The 26,165-nt window shown below is 40.5% G+C and carries 23 protein-coding genes; 22 read left to right on the plus strand and 1 reads right to left on the minus strand.

The window, feature by feature from the left end; all coding sequences use genetic code 11:
• The first annotated feature begins 304 nt into the window (after positions 1–304).
• The 18 genes from yfmF (at position 305) to E2626_RS03250 (ending at position 19,316) form a co-directional block, all read left to right on the plus strand.
• The gene (gene yfmF, locus E2626_RS03165) at positions 305–1,585 is read left to right on the plus strand and encodes an EF-P 5-aminopentanol modification-associated protein YfmF (RefSeq protein WP_134379598.1); all 1,281 of its coding nucleotides are present in this window, start codon (positions 305–307) and stop codon (positions 1,583–1,585) included.
• Positions 1,578–2,873, plus strand: coding sequence for an EF-P 5-aminopentanol modification-associated protein YfmH (gene yfmH, locus E2626_RS03170; protein ID WP_134379600.1), 1,296 nt, complete (start codon positions 1,578–1,580; stop codon positions 2,871–2,873). The genes yfmF and yfmH overlap by 8 nt, the downstream gene beginning before the upstream one ends.
• Complete coding sequence (ymfI, locus tag E2626_RS03175) at positions 2,866–3,585, plus strand: elongation factor P 5-aminopentanone reductase (RefSeq protein WP_134379602.1); 720 nt, start codon at positions 2,866–2,868, stop codon at positions 3,583–3,585. The genes yfmH and ymfI overlap by 8 nt, the downstream gene beginning before the upstream one ends.
• Before the next feature lie 73 nt (positions 3,586–3,658).
• A complete protein-coding gene (locus E2626_RS03180) occupies positions 3,659–3,916 on the plus strand; it encodes a DUF3243 domain-containing protein (protein WP_134379604.1) in 258 nt (85 codons plus the stop codon).
• Between the two features lie 144 nt (positions 3,917–4,060).
• A complete protein-coding gene (locus tag E2626_RS03185; protein ID WP_134379606.1) occupies positions 4,061–4,852 on the plus strand; it encodes a YmfK family protein in 792 nt (263 codons plus the stop codon).
• A gap of 19 nt (positions 4,853–4,871) precedes the next feature.
• Positions 4,872–5,765 carry a helix-turn-helix domain-containing protein gene (locus E2626_RS03190; RefSeq protein ID WP_134379608.1) on the plus strand — a complete coding sequence of 298 codons (894 nt, stop codon included), beginning with the start codon at positions 4,872–4,874 and terminating at the stop codon, positions 5,763–5,765.
• Between the two features lie 113 nt (positions 5,766–5,878).
• On the plus strand, positions 5,879–6,457 hold the full coding sequence (gene pgsA, locus E2626_RS03195) for a CDP-diacylglycerol--glycerol-3-phosphate 3-phosphatidyltransferase (RefSeq protein ID WP_134379610.1): 579 nt from the start codon (positions 5,879–5,881) through the stop codon (positions 6,455–6,457).
• A 12-nt stretch (positions 6,458–6,469) separates the two neighbouring features.
• Positions 6,470–7,729: a competence/damage-inducible protein A gene (locus E2626_RS03200; protein ID WP_134379612.1), complete on the plus strand. Its 1,260-nt coding sequence runs from the start codon at positions 6,470–6,472 to the stop codon at positions 7,727–7,729.
• A gap of 222 nt (positions 7,730–7,951) precedes the next feature.
• Positions 7,952–9,004 (plus strand): recombinase RecA, encoded by a 1,053-nt coding sequence (gene recA, locus E2626_RS03205; protein WP_134379614.1) that lies wholly within the window; start codon positions 7,952–7,954, stop codon positions 9,002–9,004.
• Positions 9,005–9,232: 228 nt separating this feature from the next.
• Positions 9,233–10,792, plus strand: a complete 1,560-nt coding sequence (gene rny, locus E2626_RS03210; RefSeq protein ID WP_134379616.1) for a ribonuclease Y — start codon at positions 9,233–9,235, stop codon at positions 10,790–10,792.
• 162 nt (positions 10,793–10,954) lie between these two features.
• Positions 10,955–11,746 carry a TIGR00282 family metallophosphoesterase gene (locus tag E2626_RS03215; protein WP_134379618.1) on the plus strand — a complete coding sequence of 264 codons (792 nt, stop codon included), beginning with the start codon at positions 10,955–10,957 and terminating at the stop codon, positions 11,744–11,746.
• A 104-nt stretch (positions 11,747–11,850) separates the two neighbouring features.
• A complete protein-coding gene (locus E2626_RS03220; RefSeq protein ID WP_134379620.1) occupies positions 11,851–12,111 on the plus strand; it encodes a stage V sporulation protein S in 261 nt (86 codons plus the stop codon).
• A 189-nt stretch (positions 12,112–12,300) separates the two neighbouring features.
• Positions 12,301–14,046: a 2-oxoacid:acceptor oxidoreductase subunit alpha gene (locus tag E2626_RS03225; protein ID WP_134379622.1), complete on the plus strand. Its 1,746-nt coding sequence runs from the start codon at positions 12,301–12,303 to the stop codon at positions 14,044–14,046.
• Entirely contained in the window at positions 14,047–14,913 is an 867-nt protein-coding gene (locus E2626_RS03230) for a 2-oxoacid:ferredoxin oxidoreductase subunit beta (RefSeq protein ID WP_134379624.1), read from the plus strand.
• 252 nt (positions 14,914–15,165) lie between these two features.
• Positions 15,166–16,710: a tRNA (N6-isopentenyl adenosine(37)-C2)-methylthiotransferase MiaB gene (gene miaB, locus E2626_RS03235; protein WP_134380352.1), complete on the plus strand. Its 1,545-nt coding sequence runs from the start codon at positions 15,166–15,168 to the stop codon at positions 16,708–16,710.
• The gene (locus E2626_RS03240; RefSeq protein WP_134379626.1) at positions 16,711–17,145 is read left to right on the plus strand and encodes a YlbF/YmcA family competence regulator; all 435 of its coding nucleotides are present in this window, start codon (positions 16,711–16,713) and stop codon (positions 17,143–17,145) included. It abuts the gene before it with no gap.
• 194 nt (positions 17,146–17,339) lie between these two features.
• Positions 17,340–18,860 (plus strand): aldehyde dehydrogenase, encoded by a 1,521-nt coding sequence (gene adh, locus E2626_RS03245; RefSeq protein ID WP_134379628.1) that lies wholly within the window; start codon positions 17,340–17,342, stop codon positions 18,858–18,860.
• A 114-nt stretch (positions 18,861–18,974) separates the two neighbouring features.
• Complete coding sequence (locus tag E2626_RS03250; RefSeq protein ID WP_134379630.1) at positions 18,975–19,316, plus strand: hypothetical protein; 342 nt, start codon at positions 18,975–18,977, stop codon at positions 19,314–19,316.
• Positions 19,317–19,346: 30 nt separating this feature from the next.
• Here the strand turns inward: E2626_RS03250 and E2626_RS03255 are convergent, their stop codons facing one another.
• Positions 19,347–20,276: a LacI family DNA-binding transcriptional regulator gene (locus E2626_RS03255; RefSeq protein ID WP_134379632.1), complete on the minus strand. Its 930-nt coding sequence runs from the start codon at positions 20,274–20,276 to the stop codon at positions 19,347–19,349.
• A gap of 183 nt (positions 20,277–20,459) precedes the next feature.
• Between E2626_RS03255 and cotE the strand changes: the two genes are divergently transcribed.
• From cotE to E2626_RS03275, 4 genes are all read left to right on the plus strand, one after another.
• Positions 20,460–20,990, plus strand: coding sequence for an outer spore coat protein CotE (gene cotE, locus E2626_RS03260; RefSeq protein WP_134379634.1), 531 nt, complete (start codon positions 20,460–20,462; stop codon positions 20,988–20,990).
• A gap of 139 nt (positions 20,991–21,129) precedes the next feature.
• Positions 21,130–23,691, plus strand: coding sequence for a DNA mismatch repair protein MutS (gene mutS / locus E2626_RS03265; RefSeq protein ID WP_134379636.1), 2,562 nt, complete (start codon positions 21,130–21,132; stop codon positions 23,689–23,691).
• A gap of 18 nt (positions 23,692–23,709) precedes the next feature.
• Positions 23,710–25,518 carry a DNA mismatch repair endonuclease MutL gene (gene mutL, locus E2626_RS03270; RefSeq protein ID WP_134379638.1) on the plus strand — a complete coding sequence of 603 codons (1,809 nt, stop codon included), beginning with the start codon at positions 23,710–23,712 and terminating at the stop codon, positions 25,516–25,518.
• A 23-nt stretch (positions 25,519–25,541) separates the two neighbouring features.
• Positions 25,542–26,099 carry a glycerol-3-phosphate responsive antiterminator gene (locus tag E2626_RS03275; protein WP_134379640.1) on the plus strand — a complete coding sequence of 186 codons (558 nt, stop codon included), beginning with the start codon at positions 25,542–25,544 and terminating at the stop codon, positions 26,097–26,099.
• Positions 26,100–26,165: the final 66 nt, after the last annotated feature.

Consider the following 26,165-nt stretch of genomic DNA (forward strand, 5'->3'; position numbering starts at 1 on the left):
AGCCGTCTGATCATCAATCAGGCGGTTTTTTTATTTAAGCTTAGTTAAGAGTTCATTGTTGTTTCTGCAAAGCTGGTGATTGGAGCGCAATGTGGTGACTACTTTGTCAGGAAGGGACAGATCGGACAAGTGAAGCCTGATCGCTCATTGCCAGGTCTCGAAAAGTTTCCGTCTGAAGTGGTAAACAACAGCCAACTCTAACAGGGCTAAATCAATAATGCTTGTTGTACAGGCATCATCAAATGTATAGTGAAACTAGAGAATATAAATACTATTAACAAACATGAATCCGGGAGGAACCTTTATGCACTTAGACGAACATAAAATTCAGCAAAGCGGACTGAACATAAGAATTGTTAAAACAAAGAAATTTAAAACGAATCAATTTGTACTTAAATTTAAATCTAAGCTTTCTGAAGAAAACGTAACTGCAAGAGCTTTATTGCCATATGTTCTACAGAGTAGTACAGCGAAATGGCCAACCACGGCCGCTTTCAGAAGTCATCTCGATGACTTATATGGTGCAAGTGCTTCTGTTGATGTAAATAAAAAAGGTGAATATCATATCCTTACCTTTGCGGTAGACATTCCAAATGAAAAGTATCTGCAGGACAAAACACCATTAACAGAAGAAGCATTGGATGTCCTGAATGAAATGGTTTTTCATCCGTTAATTGAACATAACGCCTTTAGTTCAACAGTTGTAGAGGCAGAAAAAAGAACGTTGAAACAAAAACTCAAAGCCGTAAAAGATGATAAAATGCGATATGCCTCTCAGCGTCTGGTAGAAGAGATGTGCAGTGATGAAGCATACTCACTTCATCCGAATGGAATTGAGTCGGAATTGGAAAGCATTACGACAGAGAAGTTGTATGAAGCGTATCAGAAAATGGTTTCAGAAGATGAAGTTGACCTTTATATTGTTGGTGATATGGAAGTAGAACAGATGGAACTGCTGTGCGAAAATAAATTTTCCTTGAGTGAACGGAAGCCTGTTCAAACTGACAGTCATTCAGTAACGGTTGAAAAAGCCAAAAAAGTCGTGGAAAAGCAACAAATTAAACAGGGTAAACTGAACATCGGGTACAGATCAAATACGGTGTATGGAGATCAGGATTACCTATCAATGGCTGTTATGAATGGTATTTTGGGTGGATTTCCTCATTCGAAGCTATTTATTAACGTGCGTGAAAAAGAGAGCCTGGCATATTACGCTGCAAGCCGTCTAGAAAGTCATAAAGGATTGATCGTTATCATGTCTGGTGTAGACCCAGCAAAGATTGAGAAAGCGGAATCGATTATTGAACAACAGCTTGAAGCGATCAGAGATGGTGATATTTCTGAACAGGAACTTTCGCAAACAAAGGCTGTAATGACAAACCAAATGCTTGAAACATTGGATTCTCCAAGAGGAATTGTTGAAGTTTTATATCAGGGAGAGACTGCAGGAATCCCGGTTCATATTAATGAATGGTTTGATGGTATAGAACGTGTTTCTAAAGAAGATGTCATTAAAGCAGCACACAAGCTGATAAAAGATACAACGTATGTGTTAACTGCAACGGAGGTGGCTGAAAGTGCATAAAAAAGTATTTTCTCAGTTAGATGAAAAAATATATATTGAAAAAATGAGCAATGGGTTACAGGTCTGTATTTTGCCGAAAAAGGATTTCAACAAAACTTTTGCTACATTTACAACAAAATACGGTTCAATTGATAACCAGTTTATCCCGCTTGGCGAAGATGATTATATTCGTGTTCCTGATGGGGTTGCTCATTTCTTAGAGCATAAAATGTTCGAAAAAGAAGAAGGGGATGTTTTTCAGAAATTCAGTATGAATGGAGCTTCTGCTAATGCATTCACATCATTTACGAGAACTGCGTACTTATTTTCAAGCACATCAAACTTTGAAAAGAACCTGGATGTATTAATTGATTTCGTTCAATCACCTTACTTTACAGAAGAAACAGTTGAAAAGGAAAAGGGCATTATCGGACAGGAAATTACCATGTATGACGATAATGCAGATTGGCGTTTATATTTTGGTGCAATTGAAAACATGTTTAAAAATCATCCTGTCAAGGTTGATATCGCAGGCACTGTAGAATCAATTTCATCGATTACAAAAGATCATCTGTATCAGTGTTATCAAACCTTTTACCATCCATCAAATATGATGTTATTCATTGTAGGCGCAGTTGAGCCTGAGGGAATTATGAACTTTATCAGAGATAATCAGCTTGCCAGAGACTTCGATCCGGAAGAAAAAATTGAAAGAAAATTTGAAGAAGAACCTGAGCATGTGAACAGGACGCATCATGAGTTGCACATGGACGTTCAGGTCGCCAAGTGTATGATGGGGATTAAATCGATTGAAAAAGGGATCAGTGGAAAAGAATTGATGAAAAAAGAGCTTGCTGTCAATACAGCTTTGGATGTGTTATTCGGCAAAACTTCTTCTCATTACACTTCTTTATATAAAGATGGCTTAATCGATGATCATTTTTCATATGACTTTACGCAGGAAAATAATTTTGGTTTCGCATTAATTGGAAGTAATTCTGCTAATCCTCAAAAGCTGTCTGAACGTATTAAGGAAATCATCCTGAATGAAGTGAAAGAACCGTCAATTACTGAACAGCAGCTGCAGTCTGTTAAAAAGAAAAATATCGGCGGGTTTTTAAGGTCTTTAAATTCACCTGAGTTCATTGCAAATCAATTTACCCGCTATGCATTCAATGATATGGATCTGTTCGAAGCTGTTCCTGTTCTTGAGACATTAACACTTGAGGATGTACATGAAGCATTTTCTTCGCTGGTAAAAGAAGATAGAATCACCAGCTTCTATATTCTGCCTAAAGAAAATGGATAAAACAGTTTTAGTCTTAGGGAGCAGTGGCGGGATTGGTTACGAGGTATGCAGTAAATTGTTACAGTCGGGCCATACTGTCATTGCGCAGTTCCACACAAACGAGGAAATAGTGAACAGCCTGAAGCGTTATGCCAGGCAGTCAGATCAGATCATTCCGCTCAGAGTGAACCTTAATGACGAAAAGGATGTTGATCGTGCAATCAGTAACCTGATACAGCCTGACGCAGTCGTTCAAGCAGGTGGTCATCATGATGAAGGCTTATTTGAAGAGATATCTGATGAAAAGATGGAAAAACTCTGGAACGTCCATTTTTATCAGCCAGCCAGGATTCTCCGCAGCGTAATTCCCGGAATGCGTCAAAGGGAAGGTGCTTCAATTGTCTTTGTTAGCTCAGTCTGGGGTGAAACAGGCGCTTCATATGAAGTGATGTATTCAGCTGTAAAAGGTGCACAAATTTCATTCGTTAAAGCACTTGGAAAAGAGTTGGCTCCTAACCGAATTCGGGTCAATGCAGTTTCTCCTGGTGCGGTTGAAACACAGATGACTGCTCATTATTCCCCCGAAGTTAAACGGGCGATTGAAGATGAAATTCCCGCCGGCAGGTTCGGTCATCCATACGAAATTGCGGATGCAGTTATTTTTTTACTCAGTGAACAGTCCTCCTATATAAATGGTCATGTTCTTTCAGTTAACGGCGGCTGGTATAACTGATACGCATATTTTCTTCCGCAACGTTCATACTATTCATGAGTCCCGGAGGCTCATGAATAAAGGAGGAGAAGGTATGTCGATTCTGGATAACTGGCAGCAGTGGAAAGATTTCCTCGGTGAAAAAGTCATTACAGCACAAAAACAGGGAATGAACAAAGACAAAATGTCTGATGTAGCATTTCAAATTGGTGATTACTTAGCAAAGAATGTAGATCCCAAAAACGAACAGGAACGGGTGCTGGCAGATTTATGGAGGGCAGCAGATGAAAACGAGCAGCATGTTCTCGCCAATCTTATGATCCGTCTTGCGGGCGGTTCAGTTAAACACTAACCATGAAAATTGCCCCCTCATCGACATGAGGAGGCAATTTTCTACTTATTTCGATGCAATTTCTGTTTTTCCTTTTCTATTCCAAACAAATGCTTTATTATTAATCTTATAGATACGAAAGTTTTATATTAAGGAGCTGGCACCATGGAGAAAAAGGAATGGTATCTCGAATACGAAATTCAAAAAAACCGTCCCGGTCTGCTTGGTGATATTTCGTCACTGCTTGGTATGCTGTCGATCAATATTGTCACGATCAACGGTGTTGATGAAGGTCGCAGAGGCATGCTCCTGCTGGCAAGGCACGATGAACAGATTGTCAGGCTAGAACTGATTCTCAGAACAATGGATACCATTCAAATGACCAAATTGAGAGAACCTAAGCTGCGTGACAGAATGGCTGTGCGTCATGGAAGGTATATCCAGAGAGATGCAGATGATAAAAAAACTTTCAGATTTATCCGTGATGAGCTTGGTCTGCTTGTTGATTTCATGGCTGAACTTTACAAACAGGATGGTCACAAGTTAATCGGCATACGCGGTTTGCCGAGAGTCGGAAAAACAGAGTCTATTGTTGCAGCAAGTGTATGTGCAAATAAAAAATGGCTGTTTGTATCATCTACACTATTAAAACAAACCGTCCGTGATAAATTAATTCAGGATGAGTATAATGATAATAATTTATTTATTATTGATGGAGTGGTTTCGACGAAGCGTGCGTCGGATAAACATTGGCAGCTCGTGCGTGAAATCATGAGGATGCCTTCAATTAAAGTGATAGAACATCCAGACATTTTTGTTGAGAACACTGAATATTCTATAGATGATTTTGACTATATTATTGAGCTTCGTCATGATCCGGATGAAGAAATTACATATGAGTTAATGCATAAGAATACGATGTTCAACGGATCGGATTTTGGAGAATTTGAATTTTAAGTATTGGCAGGTGTAAACATTGACAGAACTAGGAAGCCGCCTCAAAGAAGCAAGAGAATCTAAAGGTTACTCTCTTGAAGAGCTTCAGGGCTTAACTAAAATACAAAAACGATATCTCCTTGGTATTGAAGAGGGAGATTATTCAATGATGCCCGGCGCATTTTATATCCGGGCATTTATTAAGCAATATGCAGAAGCTGTTGACCTGAACGCAGAAGAACTGTTTGAGACTTATTCTTCTGATATTCCTTCAAATCATGATGAACAAATCCCTTCGCAACTGTCAAGAGTTAAAACAAGAGGTGGAAATAAGAGTTCAACAACGGCATTCAGGTTTATTCCTACCGCGGTGATGCTGGTATTTGTAATTGGAATTGTCGCTTTGGCATGGGTTTTAGTTCAGTCATGGATGTCGGCTGATAGTGAAGAGCCCGCTGATAATGAAGAGGTTCAGCAGGAAGAAAACATTTCATTTGATCAATCAGATGAAAACACTGAAGAGCAGGAAAATAACGCGTCTGAAGATACTACAGAGAATACTCCGGCTGAAGAGCAGGAAGAAACTGAAGAACCTGCTGAAGAGCCGGCAGAAGAATCACTGACAGTTGAAAATACTGGATCTGAAGGGGAAACAACAAATTATCAAGTTACTTCTTCCGAGGAGCTGACTGTAACGATTGATTCTGACGCTACTTGGGTTGGCATTACAGATCAGTCTGGAAACCAGCTTGTGGATCAAATGATTTCGTCTGGTAATGGAATTACATTTGATGCGTCTGATCTAGATTGGTTTAGGATCAGAGTTGGCAGTGCGCCAGGAACTACAGTGAAGATAAATGACCAGCAAGTTGAATTTGGATTATCAGATATCATTACTCAAAATATGATTTTCCAGGTTCAAAATCCTTCATAGATAAAAAATAGTCATCCGGCGTGATGACTATTTTTTTGCTCAGTGTTTACATATATGGGTATAAAGGTTATTAGTAAGTAAAGAAGCAATGACATTTAAAAAGGAGCAATCATATGAACATACCTAATAAAATTACCATTTCAAGAATTTTTTTAATTCCTTTGTTTATGATTATTATGCTTGTAGATTTCAATTGGGGAAACGTGACGCTCTTAGGAGCAGAGATGCCGGTCAGTCATTTGATCGGTGCACTTATTTTTATTTTTGCGGCTACAACTGACTGGGTTGACGGGTATTATGCAAGAAAGTTTAATCAGGTAACAAATCTCGGGAAATTTCTTGATCCTTTGGCAGATAAACTGCTTGTTTCCGCAGCGTTAATCATTTTGGTAGAGCTGCAGATGGCGCCATCATGGCTTGTGATTATCATTATCTCAAGAGAGTTTGCGATTACCGGCCTGAGACTGGTGCTTGCAGGATCCGGAGAAGTTCATGCTGCAGCGATGCTGGGTAAGATAAAAATGTGGATGCAGATTGTCGCGATTTCAGCTTTACTTCTTCACAACATTTTCTTTACCATGTTTAATATTCCGTTCGATATGATCGCACTTTATATCGCAGCATTCTTTACAGTGTGGTCAGGTGTGGATTATTTCATTAAAAACTGGGGTGCTTTCCGTGACTCCAAATAAGGAGATGCTTTTATGAATGCAGAAATTATTGCAGTAGGTTCAGAATTGCTGTTAGGCCAGATTGCTAATACAAATGCACAGTACATCTCTGCAAGGCTTGCGGAATCGGGTATTAATGTATACCGCCACAGTGTGATTGGGGACAATGATAAACGGCTTCAGAAAGAATTAGAAGCAGCTGAAAACAGATCCGATTTAATTATTCTGACAGGTGGGCTTGGCCCGACAAAAGATGACTTAACAAAAGAAACTGCAGCCAGACATTTAGGCTGCAGTCTTTGTTATGATGAGAAATCATTAAATGCAATCGAACAATATTATGTACAGACTGGCATTTCAATGACAGAGAATAATAAAAAACAGGCACTTGTTCTTGAAGGAAGTCACGTATTATTTAATTTTCACGGCATGGCTCCGGGTATGATCAAGCAAACTGCCACTTCGACATATATCTTGCTACCCGGGCCACCAAGGGAAATGAAACCGATGCTCACTGAACAGGTACTTCCTTACTTGAATGATCAAAATGAAGAGAACAGCTTGATCTATTCGAAAGTGATGCGTTTCTTTGGAATCGGTGAGGCAGATCTGGAAACGCGTATTGAAGACCTTCTGGATGGTCAAACGAACCCAACAATTGCTCCATTGGCTGAAGATGGTGAGGTAACACTGAGAATAACCGCTAACAGTCACGACATAAAAATTGCTGAGACTTTGGTACACGATATGGTGAAAATACTCGAAGACAGAGTAGGGGAGTATTGCTATGGTTTTGACCAGGATAACCTGCAACAGAAGGCTTCTCGGTTGTTTACAGAAAAGGGATTAACCATATCCTCAGCTGAAAGCCTGACTGGCGGGTTGTTCTCTGCGGAAGCAGCTGCAATTCCAGGTGCAAGCAGCTATTTATCAGGCAGTATGACAGTTTACAATAGTGAGGCTAAAGTTAATGTTCTTGGTGTTCCGAGGGAGATGATCAGAGAATTTGGTCCAGTCAGTCAGGAGTGCGCTGAAAGCATGGCAGAACAGGTTCGTCATAAGTTTGGCAGCGATATTGGAATCAGCTTTACCGGTGTGGCGGGACCAGGTGATTTCGAAGGTATACCTGAAGGGACAGTGTGGTTTGGGGTGTCTTTAAAAAATGGTTTAGTTTCTTCATTTAAATTAACGCTAAAAGGCGATAGGAACTTTAAAAGAATCAGAGCTGTTAAACATGGCTTTTATGCAATCATACAATTAATTGAAAAGAATACCGGGCCGTTTGTAAAATAGGACACCAACTATTAAAATAAAGTTTCATTGGGACAACTGTCTGATAAAGCAGTGAAAAGCCACTCAAACGAATCTAATAAATGTTTTTTGAAAGGATATTTGATCTGAAAATAAATGCGAATAAATGTTCGGTTTTTGCTTGTTATCTGATGAAGAAAAGAGTATAGTAGAGTTAGGTTATGAGACGTCATATACGACGTCGATATTAAAGGAGGAATTTATGTGAGTGATCGTCAGGCAGCGCTGGATATGGCGCTTAAACAAATAGAAAAACAGTTCGGAAAAGGTTCAATCATGAAACTTGGAGAACAGACTGACAGAAGAATTTCCACTATTTCAAGTGGTTCAGTTTCATTAGATGCAGCATTAGGAGTTGGCGGCTATCCCCGTGGCCGTGTAATTGAGATCTACGGTCCGGAAAGCTCAGGTAAAACAACAGTGGCACTGCACGCAATCGCTGAAGTACAGGCAAACGGCGGGCAGGCAGCTTTTATTGATGCAGAGCACGCGCTCGACCCGGTATATGCTTCAAAGCTTGGCGTAAATATTGACGAACTTCTATTATCACAGCCGGATACAGGGGAGCAGGCACTGGAAATTGCTGAAGCACTTGTACGAAGCGGTGCAGTTGAAATCGTAGTTGTCGATTCAGTGGCAGCACTTGTTCCAAAAGCGGAAATCGAAGGAGAGATGGGCGATTCCCACGTTGGTCTTCAGGCACGCTTGATGTCTCAGGCGCTAAGAAAGCTTTCGGGTGCAATCAGTAAGTCTAACACCATCGCAATCTTTATTAACCAGATTCGTGAAAAAGTCGGCGTAATGTTCGGCAGTCCTGAAACGACGCCTGGTGGACGTGCACTGAAATTCTATTCTTCTGTCCGACTCGACGTCCGTCGTGCTGAAACATTGAAACAGGGCAATGATATGGTTGGTAACAAAACACGTATTAAAGTAGTTAAAAACAAGGTTGCGCCACCATTCCGTATTGCAGAAGTGGATATTATGTATGGTGAAGGAATTTCAAAAGAAGGCGAAATCATTGACCTTGGAGCAGAAGCGGATATCGTTCAGAAAAGTGGATCCTGGTATTCATATGAAGGAGAGCGACTTGGTCAGGGTAGAGAAAACGCTAAGCAATTCCTGAAAGAAAATACGGATTTGCGTCAGCAGATTCTTTTGAAAATTCGTGATCACCATGGAATGGATCAGACGAACGCAGCATCTAAAGAAGAACAGCCCGAAGCGGATGAAATGAACCTTCTGGAAGAGAAATAAAGTGATCAAAAAGAGGCAGGAATTTACATCCTGTCTCTTTTGTTGTGAAATGTTATGAGGCAGATTATTCTAGGTTACTTGACAATGAAAATTTGCAGACTTAAAATTAAGATTGTATATTTTTCAATTTTTCTAATTGATTAGTAAATGTCATGAAGTCTTCCGAAAAATTTGGAGGATCCTGAAAAGACAAAGTGAGAAAAGAAATAGCAAGAGGAGGTGAATACGATGGGACAATTCGAAATTACCTCCATTTTGCTTGGCATTATCGTCGGTGTGGTTGTTGGTTATTTGGTACACAAATTCATGATGGATGCTAAAGTTGGCGGTGCTAAAGGGACTGTTGACCAAATCCTGGAAAACGGGAAACGCGAAGCAGAAGCACTTAAAAAAGAAGCACTGCTTGAAGCGAAGGATGAAAATCATAAGCTTCGTTCAGAAATTGAAGCAGAACTCCGTGAACGCAGAAATGAATTGCAAAAGCAGGAAAACCGCCTTATGCAGCGGGAAGAAAACTTAGATCGCAAAGATGACTCGCTTAATAAGCGGGAGTCAATGCAGGAACGTAAAGATCAATCCTTGCATGAAAAACAACAACATATTGAAGAGATGGAAAGCAAAGTGGAGGAGATGGTTCAAAAGCAAGAACTCGAACTTGAACGTGTATCTGCACTGACGCGTGAAGAAGCGAAGGCAATTATACTGGATCAGGTTGAGAAAGAACTGTCTCAGGACATTGCAATTATGGTGAAAGAACAGGAAAACCGTGCTAAGGAAGAGTCAGAAAAGAAAGCAAGAGAGATCTTGTCACTGGCAATTCAAAGATGTGCGGCTGACCATGTAGCTGAAACCACTGTTTCCGTCGTAAACCTGCCGAATGATGAAATGAAAGGCCGCATCATCGGAAGGGAAGGACGTAACATTAGAACATTGGAAACGCTGACAGGAATCGATTTAATCATTGATGATACTCCTGAGGCTGTTATCCTATCCGGGTTTGATCCAATCAGAAGAGAAACGGCCCGTATTGCACTTGAAAAACTTGTACAGGACGGTCGAATTCACCCTGCAAGAATTGAAGAAATGGTGGATAAAGCACGTCGGGAAGTGGACGAGCATATCCGGGAAATTGGTGAGCAGACCACATTCGATGTGGGAGCACATGGACTTCATCCGGATCTGATTAAGGTTCTCGGCCGATTGAAATACCGTACGAGTTATGGTCAGAATGTATTAAAGCATTCTACTGAAGTTGCCTACCTGTCAGGACTTCTGGCAGCCGAGCTTGGAGAAGATGTAACGTTAGCAAGAAGAGCGGGACTACTTCATGATATCGGGAAAGCAATTGATCACGAAGTGGAAGGCAGCCACGTTGAAATAGGCGTAGAACTTGCCACTAAGTACAAAGAACATCCGGTTGTGATTAACAGTATTGCTTCTCACCACGGTGATTATGAAGCTACTTCAGTTATTGCAGTACTCGTTGCTGCTGCAGATGCGCTCTCAGCAGCCCGCCCCGGAGCAAGAAGCGAAACGCTTGAGAACTATATTAAAAGACTTGAGCGTCTTGAGGAGATTTCAGAAGGTTACGAGGGAGTAGAAAAATCATTTGCAATTCAGGCTGGCAGAGAAATACGCATTATGGTCCGCCCTGAGCAGATTGATGATTTGACTGCACACCGACTCGCCCGTGATATCCGCAAACAGATCGAAGAAGAACTGAATTATCCGGGTCACATAAAAGTGACGGTAATCAGAGAAACAAGAGCTGTTGAATACGCAAAATAATAAAGGCGATGTACCGTATATGGTGCATCGCTTTATTAATTTGAACTGACTTCCGGCCAAGTCGCCGGAATATAAAGGTCTTGTCGTTGATAAAGTTGTAACGGCTCTATTTTCATGCTAAAGTTTAGCTGAATAAAGTACATCAATAGGAAGTGGACTAAAATGAAAATACTTTTTATTGGAGATGTAGTAGGATCTCCTGGAAGAGAAATGATAGATGAATACCTTCCGAAACTGAAAGAAAAATACGAACCTCATGCAACAATCGTGAATGGCGAAAACGCTGCATCCGGAAGAGGAATTACACAACCAATTTACGATCAGCTGCTTAGTGCAGGCGCAGATATGATTACACTTGGAAATCACACATGGGACAATAAAGATTTGTTCAACTTTATTGATAAAGCCGATCAGCTTGTTCGACCATTAAATTACCCACAGGGTGCACCAGGTAAGGGGATCCGCTATTTACAGGCAGGGAGTGCTGAAGTTGCAGTAATCAATGCCCTGGGAAGGACCTTTATGAATCCGGTTGATGACCCTTTCCCTGCTGTAAGACGTGCAGTCGTCGAAGCTAAAAGACAGACACCATTTGTCTTTGTTGACTTTCATGCTGAAGCTACAAGTGAAAAGCAGGCGATGGGTTGGTATTTAGATGGTAAAGCATCTGCAGTCGTTGGTACGCATACGCATATACAGACTTCTGACAATCGTATACTTCCAGAGGGTACGGCTTATTTATCAGATGTGGGCATGACCGGTCCGTATGATGCAATCTTAGGTATGGAAAAAGAAGCTGTCTTAAAGCGGTTTGTCACAGGCTTGCCATCACGGTTTGAAGTGCCTAAAACCGGCAGAACATTATTAAGTGGCTGTCTTATTACCTTGGATAGAAAAACCGGCAAAGCAGATTCTATTGAGCGCATTTTAATAAACGAAGATCATCCGCTTTAAAAATACACAACATTACCGCAGAGCCTATGCATAACTTCTTCCGAAAACGAATATAGTGAATGGACACTAGCGCATGTTAGCGGTTGAGGAAGGGAGATCTGCAGTTGAATGTATTAAAAGTATCATCAAAATCTAATCCAAATTCAGTGGCAGGTGCATTAGCAGGAGTTTTAAGGGAAAAAGGGTTCGTAGAAGTACAGGCAATCGGAGCTGGAGCACTGAATCAAGCTGTTAAAGCTGTCGCAATATCCCGGGGTTTTGTTGCTCCCTCAGGTATTGATCTGATCTGCATCCCTGCTTTCACAGATATTCTGATTGATGGCGAAGAAAGAACGGCAATCAAATTAATCATCGAACCGAGATAATAGGGAAGCTGTTGTACAATTGTACAGCAGCTTTTTATGTTGACTTTAATTTTATTATGTAAACTAATATTCGTTCGAAGGACTGAATTTATACGCGGTACTGACAAAAAGATGTGCCTCCCTTGCAAACATGATAAAATGTACAATGATGAAATGAGACATAATGTGTAATTGAAGGAGAGAGATAGAATGAAACAGCAGCTTTCCTGGAAAGTTGGCGGACAGCAGGGAGAAGGGATTGAAAGTACAGGCGAAATCTTCTCTATGGCAATGAACCGTCTAGGTTATTTTTTATATGGCTACCGCCATTTTTCTTCAAGAATTAAAGGTGGACATACAAACAATAAAATCAGAGTAAGTACAACTAGAGTAAGAGCGGTGGAAGACCGCCTGGATATATTAGTAGCATTTGACCAGGAGACGATTGATGTCAACTACCACGAGATGAATAGTGACGGCATTATTATAGCAGATGCAAAATTTAAACCTGTAAACCCTGAAGATTGTGAGGCTCAATTAATTGTTGTGCCTTTTACAGAAATTGCTTCTGGACTCGGTACTTCACTCATGAAGAATATGGTGGCAATTGGTTCAACTTGCGCAATCATGGATCTGCCTTTTGAAGTATTCACAGGTGTGCTCCAGGAAACATTCAAACGTAAAGGCGAAGTCGTTGTGCAGAAAAACATGGAGGCAATTGAAGCCGGTTTTAACACAGCCTCAGAGCTCCTTGGCAGTAAAAGAGGTTCCCATAAGCTTGATGAAGCAGACGGTGTTCAGAGGATGTATATGATAGGTAATGACGCAATCGCGCTTGGCGCAATTGCAGCCGGTGTCAGATTTATGGCTGCCTATCCGATTACACCGGCATCTGAAATTATGGAATACTTAATCAAAAAATTGCCTGCTCTTGGAGGAGCAGTCATTCAGACTGAAGATGAAATCGCTGCAGCTACAATGGCGATTGGATCAAATTATGCAGGTGTCAGGGCATTTACAGCTTCTGCCGGCCCTGGCTTATCGTTAATGATGGAGTCTATTGGTTTATCAGGTATGACAGAGCAACCGCTTGTCATCGTAGATACACAGCGTGGAGGACCTTCTACAGGGCTTCCTACTAAGCAGGAACAGTCTGACCTGATGCAGATGATTTATGGCACTCACGGAGACATTCCTAAGATTGTTCTGGCACCAAGTACTGCGGAAGAAGCTTTTTATGACACCATTGATGCTTTCAATCTTGCAGAAGAATTTCAGTGTCCGGTTATCGTTCTTTCCGACCTGCAACTTTCTCTTGGTAAACAGTCTGTAGATCCGCTGAATTACGCTAAAGTTCAAATTGGCCGCGGGAAGCTGGTAAATGATGCAGTAGAATTAGATGAACTGGAACCCATGCAGTACTTTAAACGCTATGAGGTGACTGAAGATGGCGTTTCAAAACGTGTGCTGCCAGGGATGAAAAATGGTATTCATCACGTAACTGGTGTTGAACATGATGAAACCGGGAAACCATCAGAATCTTCGCTGAACCGTCAGATGCAAATGGATAAGCGGATGAGAAAGCTGAATGATGTCACGCTTCATAAAGCAGTGGACATTGATAATTCTATTCATGGAGAAGCGGATATTCTGCTAGTAGGATTCAATTCGACAAGAGGTGCTTTAGAAGAAGCTCAGGAAAGACTTGAGGCTGGTGGATTAAAAGTAAACCATGCCCATATCAGATTATTGCACCCATTCCCGACAGAAAAGCTGGCACCACTGATGGAGAGAGCAGAGAAAGTAATCGTGGCTGAACATAATGCTACGGGTCAACTTGCATCACTAATCAAGATGAATGTTGGAATGGCATCGAAAATTCATAGTCTGAAGAAATATGATGGCACGCCATTTCTGCCTTCAGAGGTTGAATTGTTAACGAAGGAGCTGGTTTAATTGGTTACATTCAAAGACTTCAGAAATAATGTGAAACCTAACTGGTGTCCCGGATGTGGAGACTTTTCAGTACAGGCAGCGATTCAGCGGGCTTCAGCGAATGTAGGTTTAACACCTGAAAACCTGGCAGTTGTTTCAGGAATTGGCTGCTCAGGAAGAATTTCAGGCTATATTAATTCTTACGGATTCCACAGTATTCATGGTCGTGCGCTTCCGCTCGCACAAGGTGTTAAAATGGCTAACAGGGACTTGACAGTCATTGCATCAGGCGGAGATGGAGACGGATTTGCAATTGGCCTTGGACATACAATTCACGCAATCAGAAGAAACATAGATATGACGTATATCGTGATGGATAATCAAATATACGGTTTAACAAAAGGACAGACGTCGCCCAGATCTTCAGCAGGATTCAAAACGAAGTCAACTCCAAAAGGAGCCATTGAACCATCTATTAATCCAATGGAAATGGCACTGACCTCCGGAGGGACATTTGTGGCTCAGGGTTTTTCGTCAGATTTAAAAGAGCTGACAAGTCTAATCGAGCAGGGGCTTAATCATAAAGGGTTTTCATTAATTAACGTGTTTAGTCCATGTGTGACCTATAACAAAGTTAATACGTATGACTGGTTTAAAGAAAACCTGGTCAAGCTTTCTGAAGTTGAAGATTACGATGCTCATAATAAAGAGGCTGCTATGCAGACATTGATGAAGCATGATGGACTAGTGACCGGTTTGATTTATCAGGATATTGAGCAGCCTTCCTATCAGGAACTGATTGACGGTTATGACGAAAAACCATTAAGTGCCCAAAACCTTCAGCTGGATGAAAATTATTTTAATGATCTTGTGAAAGAATTCATGTAGGCATGCATGCGCACGTGACTAACGTGCGCATTTCTGTGATTACATAATAGTTGATAGCTTAATTTAGTCAATTTAACGACAACCGGAGCGATCATGTTGTCAGTAAGCTTTTTAACATTTATACTTAAATAACATGGGTTTTTTAAACCATACGTTCAGGCTGTGATCGTCTCCATGATTGACTTGCCAAAATAATCGCAAGTCATCTGCTGAATGATAACAGGGCTGATCAGAAAGAAAGGGGACATTAAGATGAATGAAGAGCAGCGCCTTGCAAATCAAGATGCCACTCAGACATCTCAGGGACAGAAGAAAGAAAAAGATTACAGTCAATACTTTCAAACTGTCTACAGCCCGCCATCATTAAAAGATGCCAAAAGACGCGGTAAAGAAGATGTGAATTATCATGAAGATTTTAAAATAGATCAAACATTGCAGGGTATGGGTGAAGGACGCAAATTTTATATTCGCACATACGGCTGCCAGATGAATGAGCACGATACTGAAGTAATGGCAGGGATCTTTCTTCAGCTTGGATATGAACCGACTGATACAACTGAAGACGCAGACGTCATTCTGTTGAACACTTGCGCAATCCGCGAAAATGCAGAAAACAAAGTGTTTGGAGAAATCGGTCACCTGAAGCCTTTGAAACTTGAGAAACCGGATCTGCTGATTGGTGTATGCGGATGCATGTCTCAGGAAGAGTCAGTCGTTAATAAAATACTAAAGACACATCCTCACATTGATATGATCTTTGGAACTCATAACATACACAGACTGCCAAATATCCTGAGCGAAGCATATATGAGTAAAGAAATGGTTGTTGAAGTATGGTCTAAGGAAGGCGATGTAATTGAGAATCTTCCTAAGGTCAGAAAAGGAGCGATAAAAGGCTGGGTAAACATTATGTACGGCTGTGATAAATTTTGTACATATTGTATTGTTCCTTATACGAGAGGAAAAGAGCGAAGCCGCAGACCCGAGGATATCATTCAGGAGGTCAGGCACCTGGCTGCTCAGGGTTATCAGGAAGTTACGCTTCTCGGACAGAACGTTAATGCTTATGGAAAAGACTTGAAAGATAATGAGTATGGTCTTGGTGAATTGATGGATGAATTGCGTAAAATTGATATCCCAAGAATTCGGTTCACTACCAGTCATCCGCGTGACTTTGATGATTACCTGATCGAAGTGCTTGCAAAGGGAGGCAACCTTGTTGAGCATATTCATCTGCCTGTTCAGCACGGATCTTCGGAAGTGTTGAAATTAATGGCAAGAAAATATACGCGCGAGCAGTTCCTGACACTCGTTAAAAAAATCAGAACTGCAATCCCTCATGCTGTATTGACAACCGATATTATTGTCGGTTTTCCAAATGAAACAGAAGAACAGTTTGAAGAAACTTTATCTTTGTATAAAGAAGTAGGTTTTGAAACTGCATTTACGTACATTTACTCTCCACGTGATGGGACACCAGCAGCGAGGATGACGGATAATGTACCAATGGACGTGAAGAAAGCCCGTTTACAGCGTCTGAATAATCTAGTGAATGATATGTCTCTCACAGCGATGAAAAAGCTGGAAGGACAGACGATGGAAGTATTGGTAGAAGGTGAAAGCCGTAAAAACCCTGAAGTTCTTTCAGGTTATACTAGAACGAGCAAACTCGTAAATTTCAAAGCACCAAAACATGTAATCGGAAAAAGAGTAACGGTAAAAATTACTGATGCTAAAACCTGGAGCCTTAACGGTGAACTGGTAGTAGCAGAGGAACCTGCAGGGGTGAATGGATAAATGGAAAACAAATATACAAAAAAAGACATTATAGCAAGAGCTAAAGAACTTGCACAGATGATTACAGAAACAGAAGAAGTGGATTTCTTTAAGCGTGCGGAGTCTCAGATTCAGGAAAACCAAAAAATCAGAGAAAAAATTGCAAGCCTGAGAAGCCTTCAAAAACAGGCTGTTAACTTTCAGCATTACGGCAAACACGAAGCGCTAAAAATGATTGAAACTAAAATCGAGAAGGTTGAAAAAGAAATTGATGAAATTCCGATTGTTCAGGAATTTAAACAATCTCAAACAGAAGTCAATGATCTGCTTCAGATGGTCGCAAACACTGTATCAAATACAGTGACTGATGAAATAATTCGTCAGACTGGCGGAGATATTTTAAAAGGTGAAACAGGCGCTCAGGTTAAAAATGGTCCTGGCAGCAGCTGCTCATGACGCAGATAAAAAAGCAGGTACTTCGGTATCTGCTTTTTTCTATGTATTAAGTTCTGAAAATTGACAATGATCTTAATATTTGATAAAAATGGAGTATAGCTCTTTTAGAGCTTTTATTTTCCTGTCGAAATGAAAGCGATTACATAAAAGGAGGGCAGGGCTGATTTTTCACAAAAAATAAGGGGGACAAACGAATGACATATGCAAATCCGAATACAGATGGATCACTAGTAAACTTTAAGGAAAAATACGATAACTACATAGGGGGAGAGTGGGTTGCGCCTGTAAAAGGGCAATACTTCGACAATCCGTCTCCGGTAGATGGTAAAACGTTCTGTCAGGTTGCACGTTCGACTGAAGAAGATATTGAAAAAGCACTGGATGCTGCTCATGCAGCTAAAGATGCATGGGGCAAAACATCAGTTACAGAAAGATCGATTATCCTTAATAAGATTGCAGATCGTATGGAAGAAAACCTGGAAATGCTTGCAGTAGCTGAAACGTGGGAGAATGGCAAAGCAGTTCGTGAAACACTTAACGCGGATCTTCCTCTTGCAATCGATCACTTCAGATATTTTGCCGGCGTCATTCGTGCTCAGGAAGGCACTTTAGGCGAGATTGATCATGATACTGTTGCCTATCACTTCCATGAGCCACTGGGAGTAGTGGGTCAGATTATCCCTTGGAACTTCCCGCTATTGATGGCAGTGTGGAAACTTGCACCTGCCCTGGCTGCAGGTAACTGTATTGTTCTGAAGCCTGCGGAGCAGACTCCATCTTCAATTCTTGTTTTAATGGAGCTTGTTGGAGATCTTCTGCCTAAGGGTGTACTCAATATTGTCAACGGATTTGGTCTGGAAGCAGGTAAACCGCTTGCATCAAGTAAACGTATTGCGAAAATTGCATTCACAGGTGAAACAACAACTGGACGTATGATCATGGAATATGCTTCTCAAAACCTGATTCCGGTAACTCTTGAGCTCGGAGGGAAATCCCCGAATATCTTCTTTAAAGATATCATGGATCAGGATGATGAATTTGTAGATAAAGCGGTGGAAGGATTATTGATGTTTGCGCTGAACCAGGGTGAAGTGTGTACGTGTCCTTCAAGAGCGCTCGTTCATGAAGACATATACGATGAGTTCATGGCAAGAGTAGTGAAGCGCGTAAAAGAAATAAACACAGGGAATCCACTCGATCCTAATACAATGATGGGTGCCCAGGCTTCAACTGAACAAATGGAGAAGATCCAGTCTTATCTTCAAATCGGTAAAGAAGAAGGAGCCGAGCTTGTTACAGGTGGAGAAATTAACAAAAAAGAAGGGGAGTTTGCTGAAGGATATTACATTCAGCCGACAATCTTCAAAGGTACAAATGATATGAGAATCTTCCAGGAAGAAATTTTTGGGCCGGTTCTATCTGTAACAACATTTAAGACGGATGAAGAAGCGATGGAAATTGCGAATGATACATTGTATGGACTGGGTGCAGGGATCTGGACCAGAAATGTTAATACAGCGTACAGATTCGGAAGAGGTATACAGGCCGGCCGTGTCTGGACAAACTGTTATCACCAATATCCGGCACATGCAGCGTTTGGCGGCTATAAGATGTCCGGTATTGGCCGTGAAAATCACAAGATGATGCTGGATCACTATCAGCAGACAAAAAATATGCTGGTCAGCTACAGCCCTACGAAATTAGGGTTCTTCTAAAATTAAATGTGAACGGCTTCAGTTTTAGCACTGAAGCCGTTTTATTATGTGAATTGTTTAAATAGCCAGATTAAGGGTAAAAAATGTTAAACCGATTCATATAGGAGGAATACCATGGAACATCATTTGCAAGCATACTTTAAAAATGAAAGTGATGCAGAAACCACATTGGCTAAACTACAGCGCTGTCCGATCAGAGATGCAAGAATTGATTCAATTCCGGACACTGACAGTAATCCGTTTCTATTGCCGGCATTAAGTTTCAGTTCCAGCTCCACACCAAGCGCAGGCATTATCACTGATCGTGATGTCGTCAGTCAGGCAGAGTCATCTGAAGCGTTTCATTACATTTTAGAGTTCTATGTAAAGGAAGAAGACAAAAAAGAAGCACTGTCTATTTTAAGTAAAACTGAAGCGCATCTGGATAAGGATGCATATGATAAAAACAACAAATAATGAAGTAAAGCTCTAATAACAACGTTGTTATTAGAGCTTTACTGTGTAATTAAGAAGTATTTCCGGTGCCGGATTAGCAAAAATATTTTCCGATTGATTAATGGAAGAATGAACTTGAGTTGAGATTCTCTCAGCTCTTTTTTTTATTGAAAGTCCGAATAAAGAAACAGGGGAAGAGGGGTCCATCATTTCATCATACGCCATGATTGACATGTTCCCGGGAATATTAAGACCAAGTGTCTTACTTGCAAGTAATGTGAACTCTGCAATTTTTCGTGATGAACACACCACAGCATCAGGCATTGTGTCATCCAGGAGCGTGCGAACAGTCATGTAAAAATGTTCAAGATCATGGCTGTTTACAGTAAGGTGTCTGATTGAATGAATGGACCCTGCACTTTTATTAAAGCTGTCATATAACCAACCGGAGGACATAAATTCACTAATCACTAAAATAGATTGATGACCGGTAGATAACAGCAGATTTGCCGCTTTATTGGCGGATTCTCTCTTTAACGAATTGTTATTCATTAAGAGCTGGTCACCTTCCTGGTTGAACGCATGTAAAGTTATACTGACATTTGCAAAAGTGGTCTCTTTTTGATCTACAACGATGACGGCGCCTGCTCTTAATCGTGCAAATAATTCTTTTGCATCTTCAAATCCGGAAGTTGAAACTGCAGGCAAATACCCCCGTGCTTTTAATTGATTACTCACCTCATGAACGAAGGCTGCATATTCTGGTTTATATAGATCAGGACAATAAATACCTACAGCGTTTGATTTCCCTGTGGCAAGTATTTTAGCGGATGTGTTAGTTTCATAACCCATTTCTTTTGCTAATTCCAATATTAACTGTTTCGTAGGTTCTTTTACTAACGGACTGTCGTTCAATGCCTTTGACACAGTAGAAAAGCTGACGTTTGCTGCTTTTGCGATATCTTTAATTGTAACCGTCATATAAACACCTCCATAAATAATAACGTTATTATTATAATCATTATACAAATAAAAATAAATAATAACAAACAGGTATTTACCCAAAATAAATAATAACGTTATTATTTTAAAGAAGTCGGGTTATTTGCACATGTTTTTAAAATGGTGCATAAGATAAGGGAGAAATGAAAGGAGGCCGCTTAAATGACGGAATACCGTGAAATAATTACGAAGTCTGTGGTGGCAAAGGGAAGGAAGTATGTGAAATCAAAACATACGGTTCAGCCACCTCACAAACCGTCAAGTATTCTCGGCTGCTGGATCATCAATCATAAATACACCGCGAAGAAATCCGGAGAAAAAATCGAAGTGCACGGTTCTTATGAAGTGAATGTTTGGTATTCCCATCATCAAAACACCAAAACTTCTGTCATTATTGAAAGTATTTCATATCAGGATGAGATCAGTCTTCGATATCGTGACAAAGACGCTAGAAATGATCATGAAGTCATTGCGAGAGTTCTCCAGCAGCCGAACTGCATTGAGGCTGAAATTTCGGACAAAGGCCAGCATATTATTGTTCATGCAGAAAGAGAAATTGCGGCTGAATGTGTAGGAGAAACTAAAGTATGTGTAGCATTTACCAGGGAGCACCCATCAGATGACGATTGGGATGACTATGAATTAGATGAAGAACTGGAACATATTAATACAAATGTATTTGGTCATGAGTAAAGCACTGTCTCCGGACAGTGTTTTTTTATTGAACTTCAGCGGTGTAAGAAGTTTCATTGCAGTTGTATTTATAAGTGAGCAGACTGCATTTGTGCTATACTTTCCCCATATAAAAAGTTAATGAACGGGGAGAGAAATCTTGACGAAATACACACCTATGATGCAACAGTATTTAAGAATTAAAGCAGAAGTTCCTGATGCTTTTCTGTTTTTCAGGCTTGGAGACTTTTATGAAATGTTTTTTGAAGATGCCCTGAAGGCTTCGAAGGAACTCGAAATTACATTAACTGCCCGGGGAGGCGGTACAGAAGATAAAATTCCGATGTGTGGTGTTCCTTATCACTCTGCAGCTTCTTACATAGAAAAATTAGTTGAAAGAGGATTTAAGGTTGCCTTGTGTGAACAGACTGAAGACCCTAAGCATGCAAAAGGGGTTGTAAGAAGAGAAATTGTTCAAATGATTACACCAGGTACTGCTGTGAATGCATTAAATGAAAGAGAAAATCATTTTTTGGGAGCTGCTGTTCAACTTTCTGGGGACAGATACAGTGTAGCCTATCTTGATTTATCGACAGGTGAGTCTAAGGCTGCGGTCGTAGGCAGCGAAGATTTGATGCTTCAGGAAATTACAATGATTAAAGCGAAAGAAATTATTTTGCCATCCTCAGTCAATGAAGCGTTAATCAAAAAGTTTCAAGATAGAGGGATGAGTGCTTTTTCAAAAGTAGACACTGAAACGCTTTCCTTTGATAAGGGATTGTTAAGTGAACTTGAAGACGATGAAGTGAAAAAGGGTATTAGTCTGCTTTTGCATTACACTGCAGATACTCAAAAAAGAGCTTTAGAACATCTTCAGAAAACAGAACAGTACGAAGTGAACGCCTACCTGCAAATTGATCCGAATTCTAAAAGGAATCTAGAATTAACTGAAAATACCAGAAGTGGTTCAAAAAAAGGTTCACTCGTCTGGCTGCTTGATGAAACTGTAACAGCGATGGGAAGCAGACAGCTCAAACATTGGGTGGAGCGGCCGCTGATTAACAAGCATTCAATTAATGAGCGTCTGAATCTGGTTGAGAGTTTAAAAAATCACTTTTTTGAAAGAGAGTCTTTAAGAGAACTTCTTCAAAATGTATATGACCTGGAACGTCTCGCAGGGAGAGTGGCTTTTGGTTCGGTTAATCCGCGAGATCTTGTGCAATTAAAAAAATCTTTGCAACAGGTTCCATTTATCAAAGAAAAATTAAACGAAATACCTGATGAAGAGCTGAGAAGCAGAGCTGATTCTATGGATGCATGCAGTGATATCGCTGAATTGCTCGACAATTCAATTGATGACCAGGCCCCTATGATAATTAAAGACGGCAACTTTATTAAAGATGGTTATTCAGAAGAACTTGATCAGTATAAAGATGCAAGTAGAAACGGGAAAAAATGGATTGCCGAACTTGAACAAAAAGAAAAATCCATCACAGGCATTAAATCGCTAAAAATCGGCTATAACAGAATATTTGGCTATTATATCGAGGTGACAAAATCCAATCTATCCGGATTAAATGATGAACGCTACGAAAGGCGTCAAACGCTCTCGAATGCTGAACGCTTTATTACGCCTGAACTGAAAGAAAAAGAAACGCTGATTTTAGAAGCTGAAGAAAAGTCTGTAGAACTTGAAAATCAAATTTTTCAAGTTATCAGAGAACGTGTTAAGAAAGAAATTCCGCGGATTCAGCGTCTCGCTAAGGAAATCAGTGAGGTGGATGTCCTTCAGGCCTTCGCCTATGTAAGTGAAAAAAGACATTATGTTAAACCGGTATTTTCTGAAAATCAGACGTTAAATATCGAAGAAGGGCGACACCCGGTCATTGAAAAAGTAATGAACTTAAATGAGTATGTACCAAATTCATGCACGATGGATGAAAGCCGTTCGATGTTATTGATTACAGGGCCTAATATGTCAGGGAAAAGCACCTATATGCGTCAGGTAGCACTCATTTCAGTGATGGCTCAGATGGGATGTTTTGTACCTGCTGATCGTGCTGAACTGCCAGTATTTGATCGGATCTTCACGAGAATCGGAGCTGCGGATGATCTTGTAAGCGGGCAAAGTACGTTTATGGTAGAGATGCTTGAAGCAAAGCATGCACTGGAGCATGCGACTGAAAACAGTTTAATTTTATTTGATGAGATTGGCCGAGGCACGTCGACGTACGATGGGATGTCACTTGCTCAGGCGATCATTGAATACGTACATGATTCAATTAATGCTAAAACACTCTTCTCGACTCATTATCACGAGCTTGTAGATCTGTCTTCCAAACTTGAACGGATGAAGAATATTCATGTAGCAGCCGCAGAGCAGGATGGCAGAGTGATTTTTCTGCATAAAGTGAAAGAAGGACCGGCTGATAAAAGTTATGGGATCCATGTTGCTGAACTCGCTGACCTCCCTGCATCACTGATTAGTCGTGCAAATGAATTACTTTTGGAATTTGAAGCTGAGAAAAGCAGTCAAACGAAAGAGTTATCAGAAGAAGGTCAAATGACTCTTTTTGATCTGCCTGTGAAAAATAATCAAGCTGAAAATAAAGTAATAAAAGAAATTCAGAAAATGAATGTACTTGAGATGACACCAATGGAAGCGATGAATGAACTTTACAAGCTGCAGAAAAAAGCTGGAAAGCTGGTAGCAAAATCATAAACCGGGGAGGGGCTGCCGATGGGGAATATACAACAGCTTGATGAATTTTTAGCTAATAAAATTGCAGCCGGAGAAGTTGTAGAACGGCCGGCATCAGTTGTAAAAGAGCTGATGGAAAATGCCATTGATGCCCATTCAACTATTATTGAAATCGAGTTGATTGAAGCAGGCTTATCAAGTATCAGGATAAAAGACAATGGTGAGGGAATTTTAGAAGAAGATTTGCTAAGGGCTTTTTCAAGACATGCAACGAGTAAAATTAAAAATGAACATGACCTTTTCAGAATTAAAACTTTGGGGTTCAGAGGAGAGGCGCTTCCAAGTATTGCCTCAGTTGCCAAAGTGGAAATTGTATCTTCAACCGGCGATCAGGGGGCAAAAGCTGTCATACACGGCGGTAAGCTGCTCAAACAGGAAGCAGCGTCAGCGAGAAAAGGCACGGACATCAAAGTGGAAGAATTGTTTTTTAATACGCCTGCAAGATTGAAATATATGAAAACAATCAATACAGAGCTCGGTAACATCACTGATATTGTGAACAGACTGGCCTTATCACATTCTGAAATATCAATCAGACTGATTCATAATGGCAGAACGCTGCTTCACACAAATGGTCAGGGTGATGTAAGGCAGGTGTTATCCGCTATTTATGGTATTCAGACGGTGAAAAAAATGATTCAGTTTCAAGGGGATTCACTGGACTTTACCGTTTCGGGCTGGGCTGCGCTTCCTGAGGTTACCCGAGCTTCCAAGAGTTATATTTCAGTTCTTGTCAATGGCAGGTATATTAAAAATTACGGGATTACGAAAGCGGTGCTTGAAGGTTATCAGACCTTGTTGCCTATAGGCAGGTTTCCGGTTATTCTTTTATCCGTTGAAATGGATCCGCTTCTTGTAGACGTGAATGTTCATCCCTCGAAACAGGAAGTAAGATTCAGTAAAGAAAAAGAATTACAGCACGTAATAGCGGAAACGCTGAAAAAAGCTTTTCGTGAAGAAATACTCATTCCAAGTGGTGTGACGGAAAAGAAAGAACCAAAAAAATATTCTGAGCAGACAACATTTAATTGGGGTACAGCAAAAGAACAAGAGTTGACGCCTAAGGAAACTGAATTTGAAAGTCCGGTTCCTGAAGAGCAGATCTCGCAGATGTTTGAAGAGCCAGACCGGCAAGCTGATCGTACGTATGAACAAAAGGAAAAAAATTACGAAGCAGATTTGATTAAACCCCAGCCGCCCAAAAAACGTATTCCGGATATTTCGGTGATCGGACAGGCACATGGCACTTATATTATTGGTCAGGGTGAAGAGGGGCTTTATATGATTGACCAGCATGCGGCACAGGAGAGAATCAAATACGAATATTTCCGTGAAAAGCTTGCTCAGGAAAATAAAGAAACGCAGGAATTGCTTGTCCCGCTAACTTTTGATTTTTCTGGTGATCAGTATATTAAAGTGAAAGATAACTTGTCACTTCTCGAGGATGCTGGTGTGTTTGCTGAAGAATTTGGCTCTAACAGTTTAATCGTCAGAGCACACCCTGTGTGGTTTCCCGAAGGTGAGGAAAGTGAAATCATCGAAGAAATGATTGAGCAAATCCTCTCAGATAAGAGAGTGGATATTTATAAGCTGAGAGAAGAAGCAGCGATCCTTATGAGTTGCAAAAGGTCTATAAAGGCGAATCACTATCTGCAAAAAGCAGACATGGAACACTTAGTCAGTCAGCTGTCTGGATGTGTGGATCCATTTACTTGTCCTCATGGAAGGCCTGTAATTATTCACTTTTCATCTTATGATATGGAAAAAATGTTTAAAAGAGTGATGTAAAAATAATTATGAGAAGGTGTCTTATGGAATTCGGAGACCAAAAAATACTTCCGGCTGTTCATTCGATGAAAGACTTTGATAAAATGCTTAAATATTCTTTTGAATATGGCATTTTTCTCGATCTTCATATTGGCATGCTGAAAAGTGTTTTTGAATATGCAAACAGTAAAAACAAAAAGATGTTTTTGCACATGGATTTAATACAGGGTTTATCCAATGATGAACATGCAGCTGAATATATATGCCAGACCATTAAACCGTATGGCATTATATCGACAAGAAAAAATGTTGTGAAACGAGCCAGGGAACTGAATGTTAAGGCCATACAACGTACTTTTGTAATTGATTCAAATGCATTTAAGAGAAGTGTGGAATTAATTAAACAGTCTGACCCAGATTATATAGAACTGCTTCCGGGTGTTGTGCCGAAAATGATAGAACGAATGAAATTGGAAACCGGAAAGCCGATTATTGCCGGGGGTCTGATCGATCATCATGAGGAAGTGTCTGCTGCTATAGAAGCTGGAGCGAGTGCGATTACAACTTCTTCTCATTCTCTGTGGATGTATTTCGGGAAATGATTTGACAGCGTTTTCAAGAGCTGATATTATATGAACCAAGTTAATAACCCGTGAAGAGACTAAGAG

The sequence above is a fragment of the Jeotgalibacillus salarius genome (genome assembly GCF_004405125.1).
Taxonomy (GTDB): domain Bacteria; phylum Bacillota; class Bacilli; order Bacillales; family Jeotgalibacillaceae; genus Jeotgalibacillus; species Jeotgalibacillus salarius.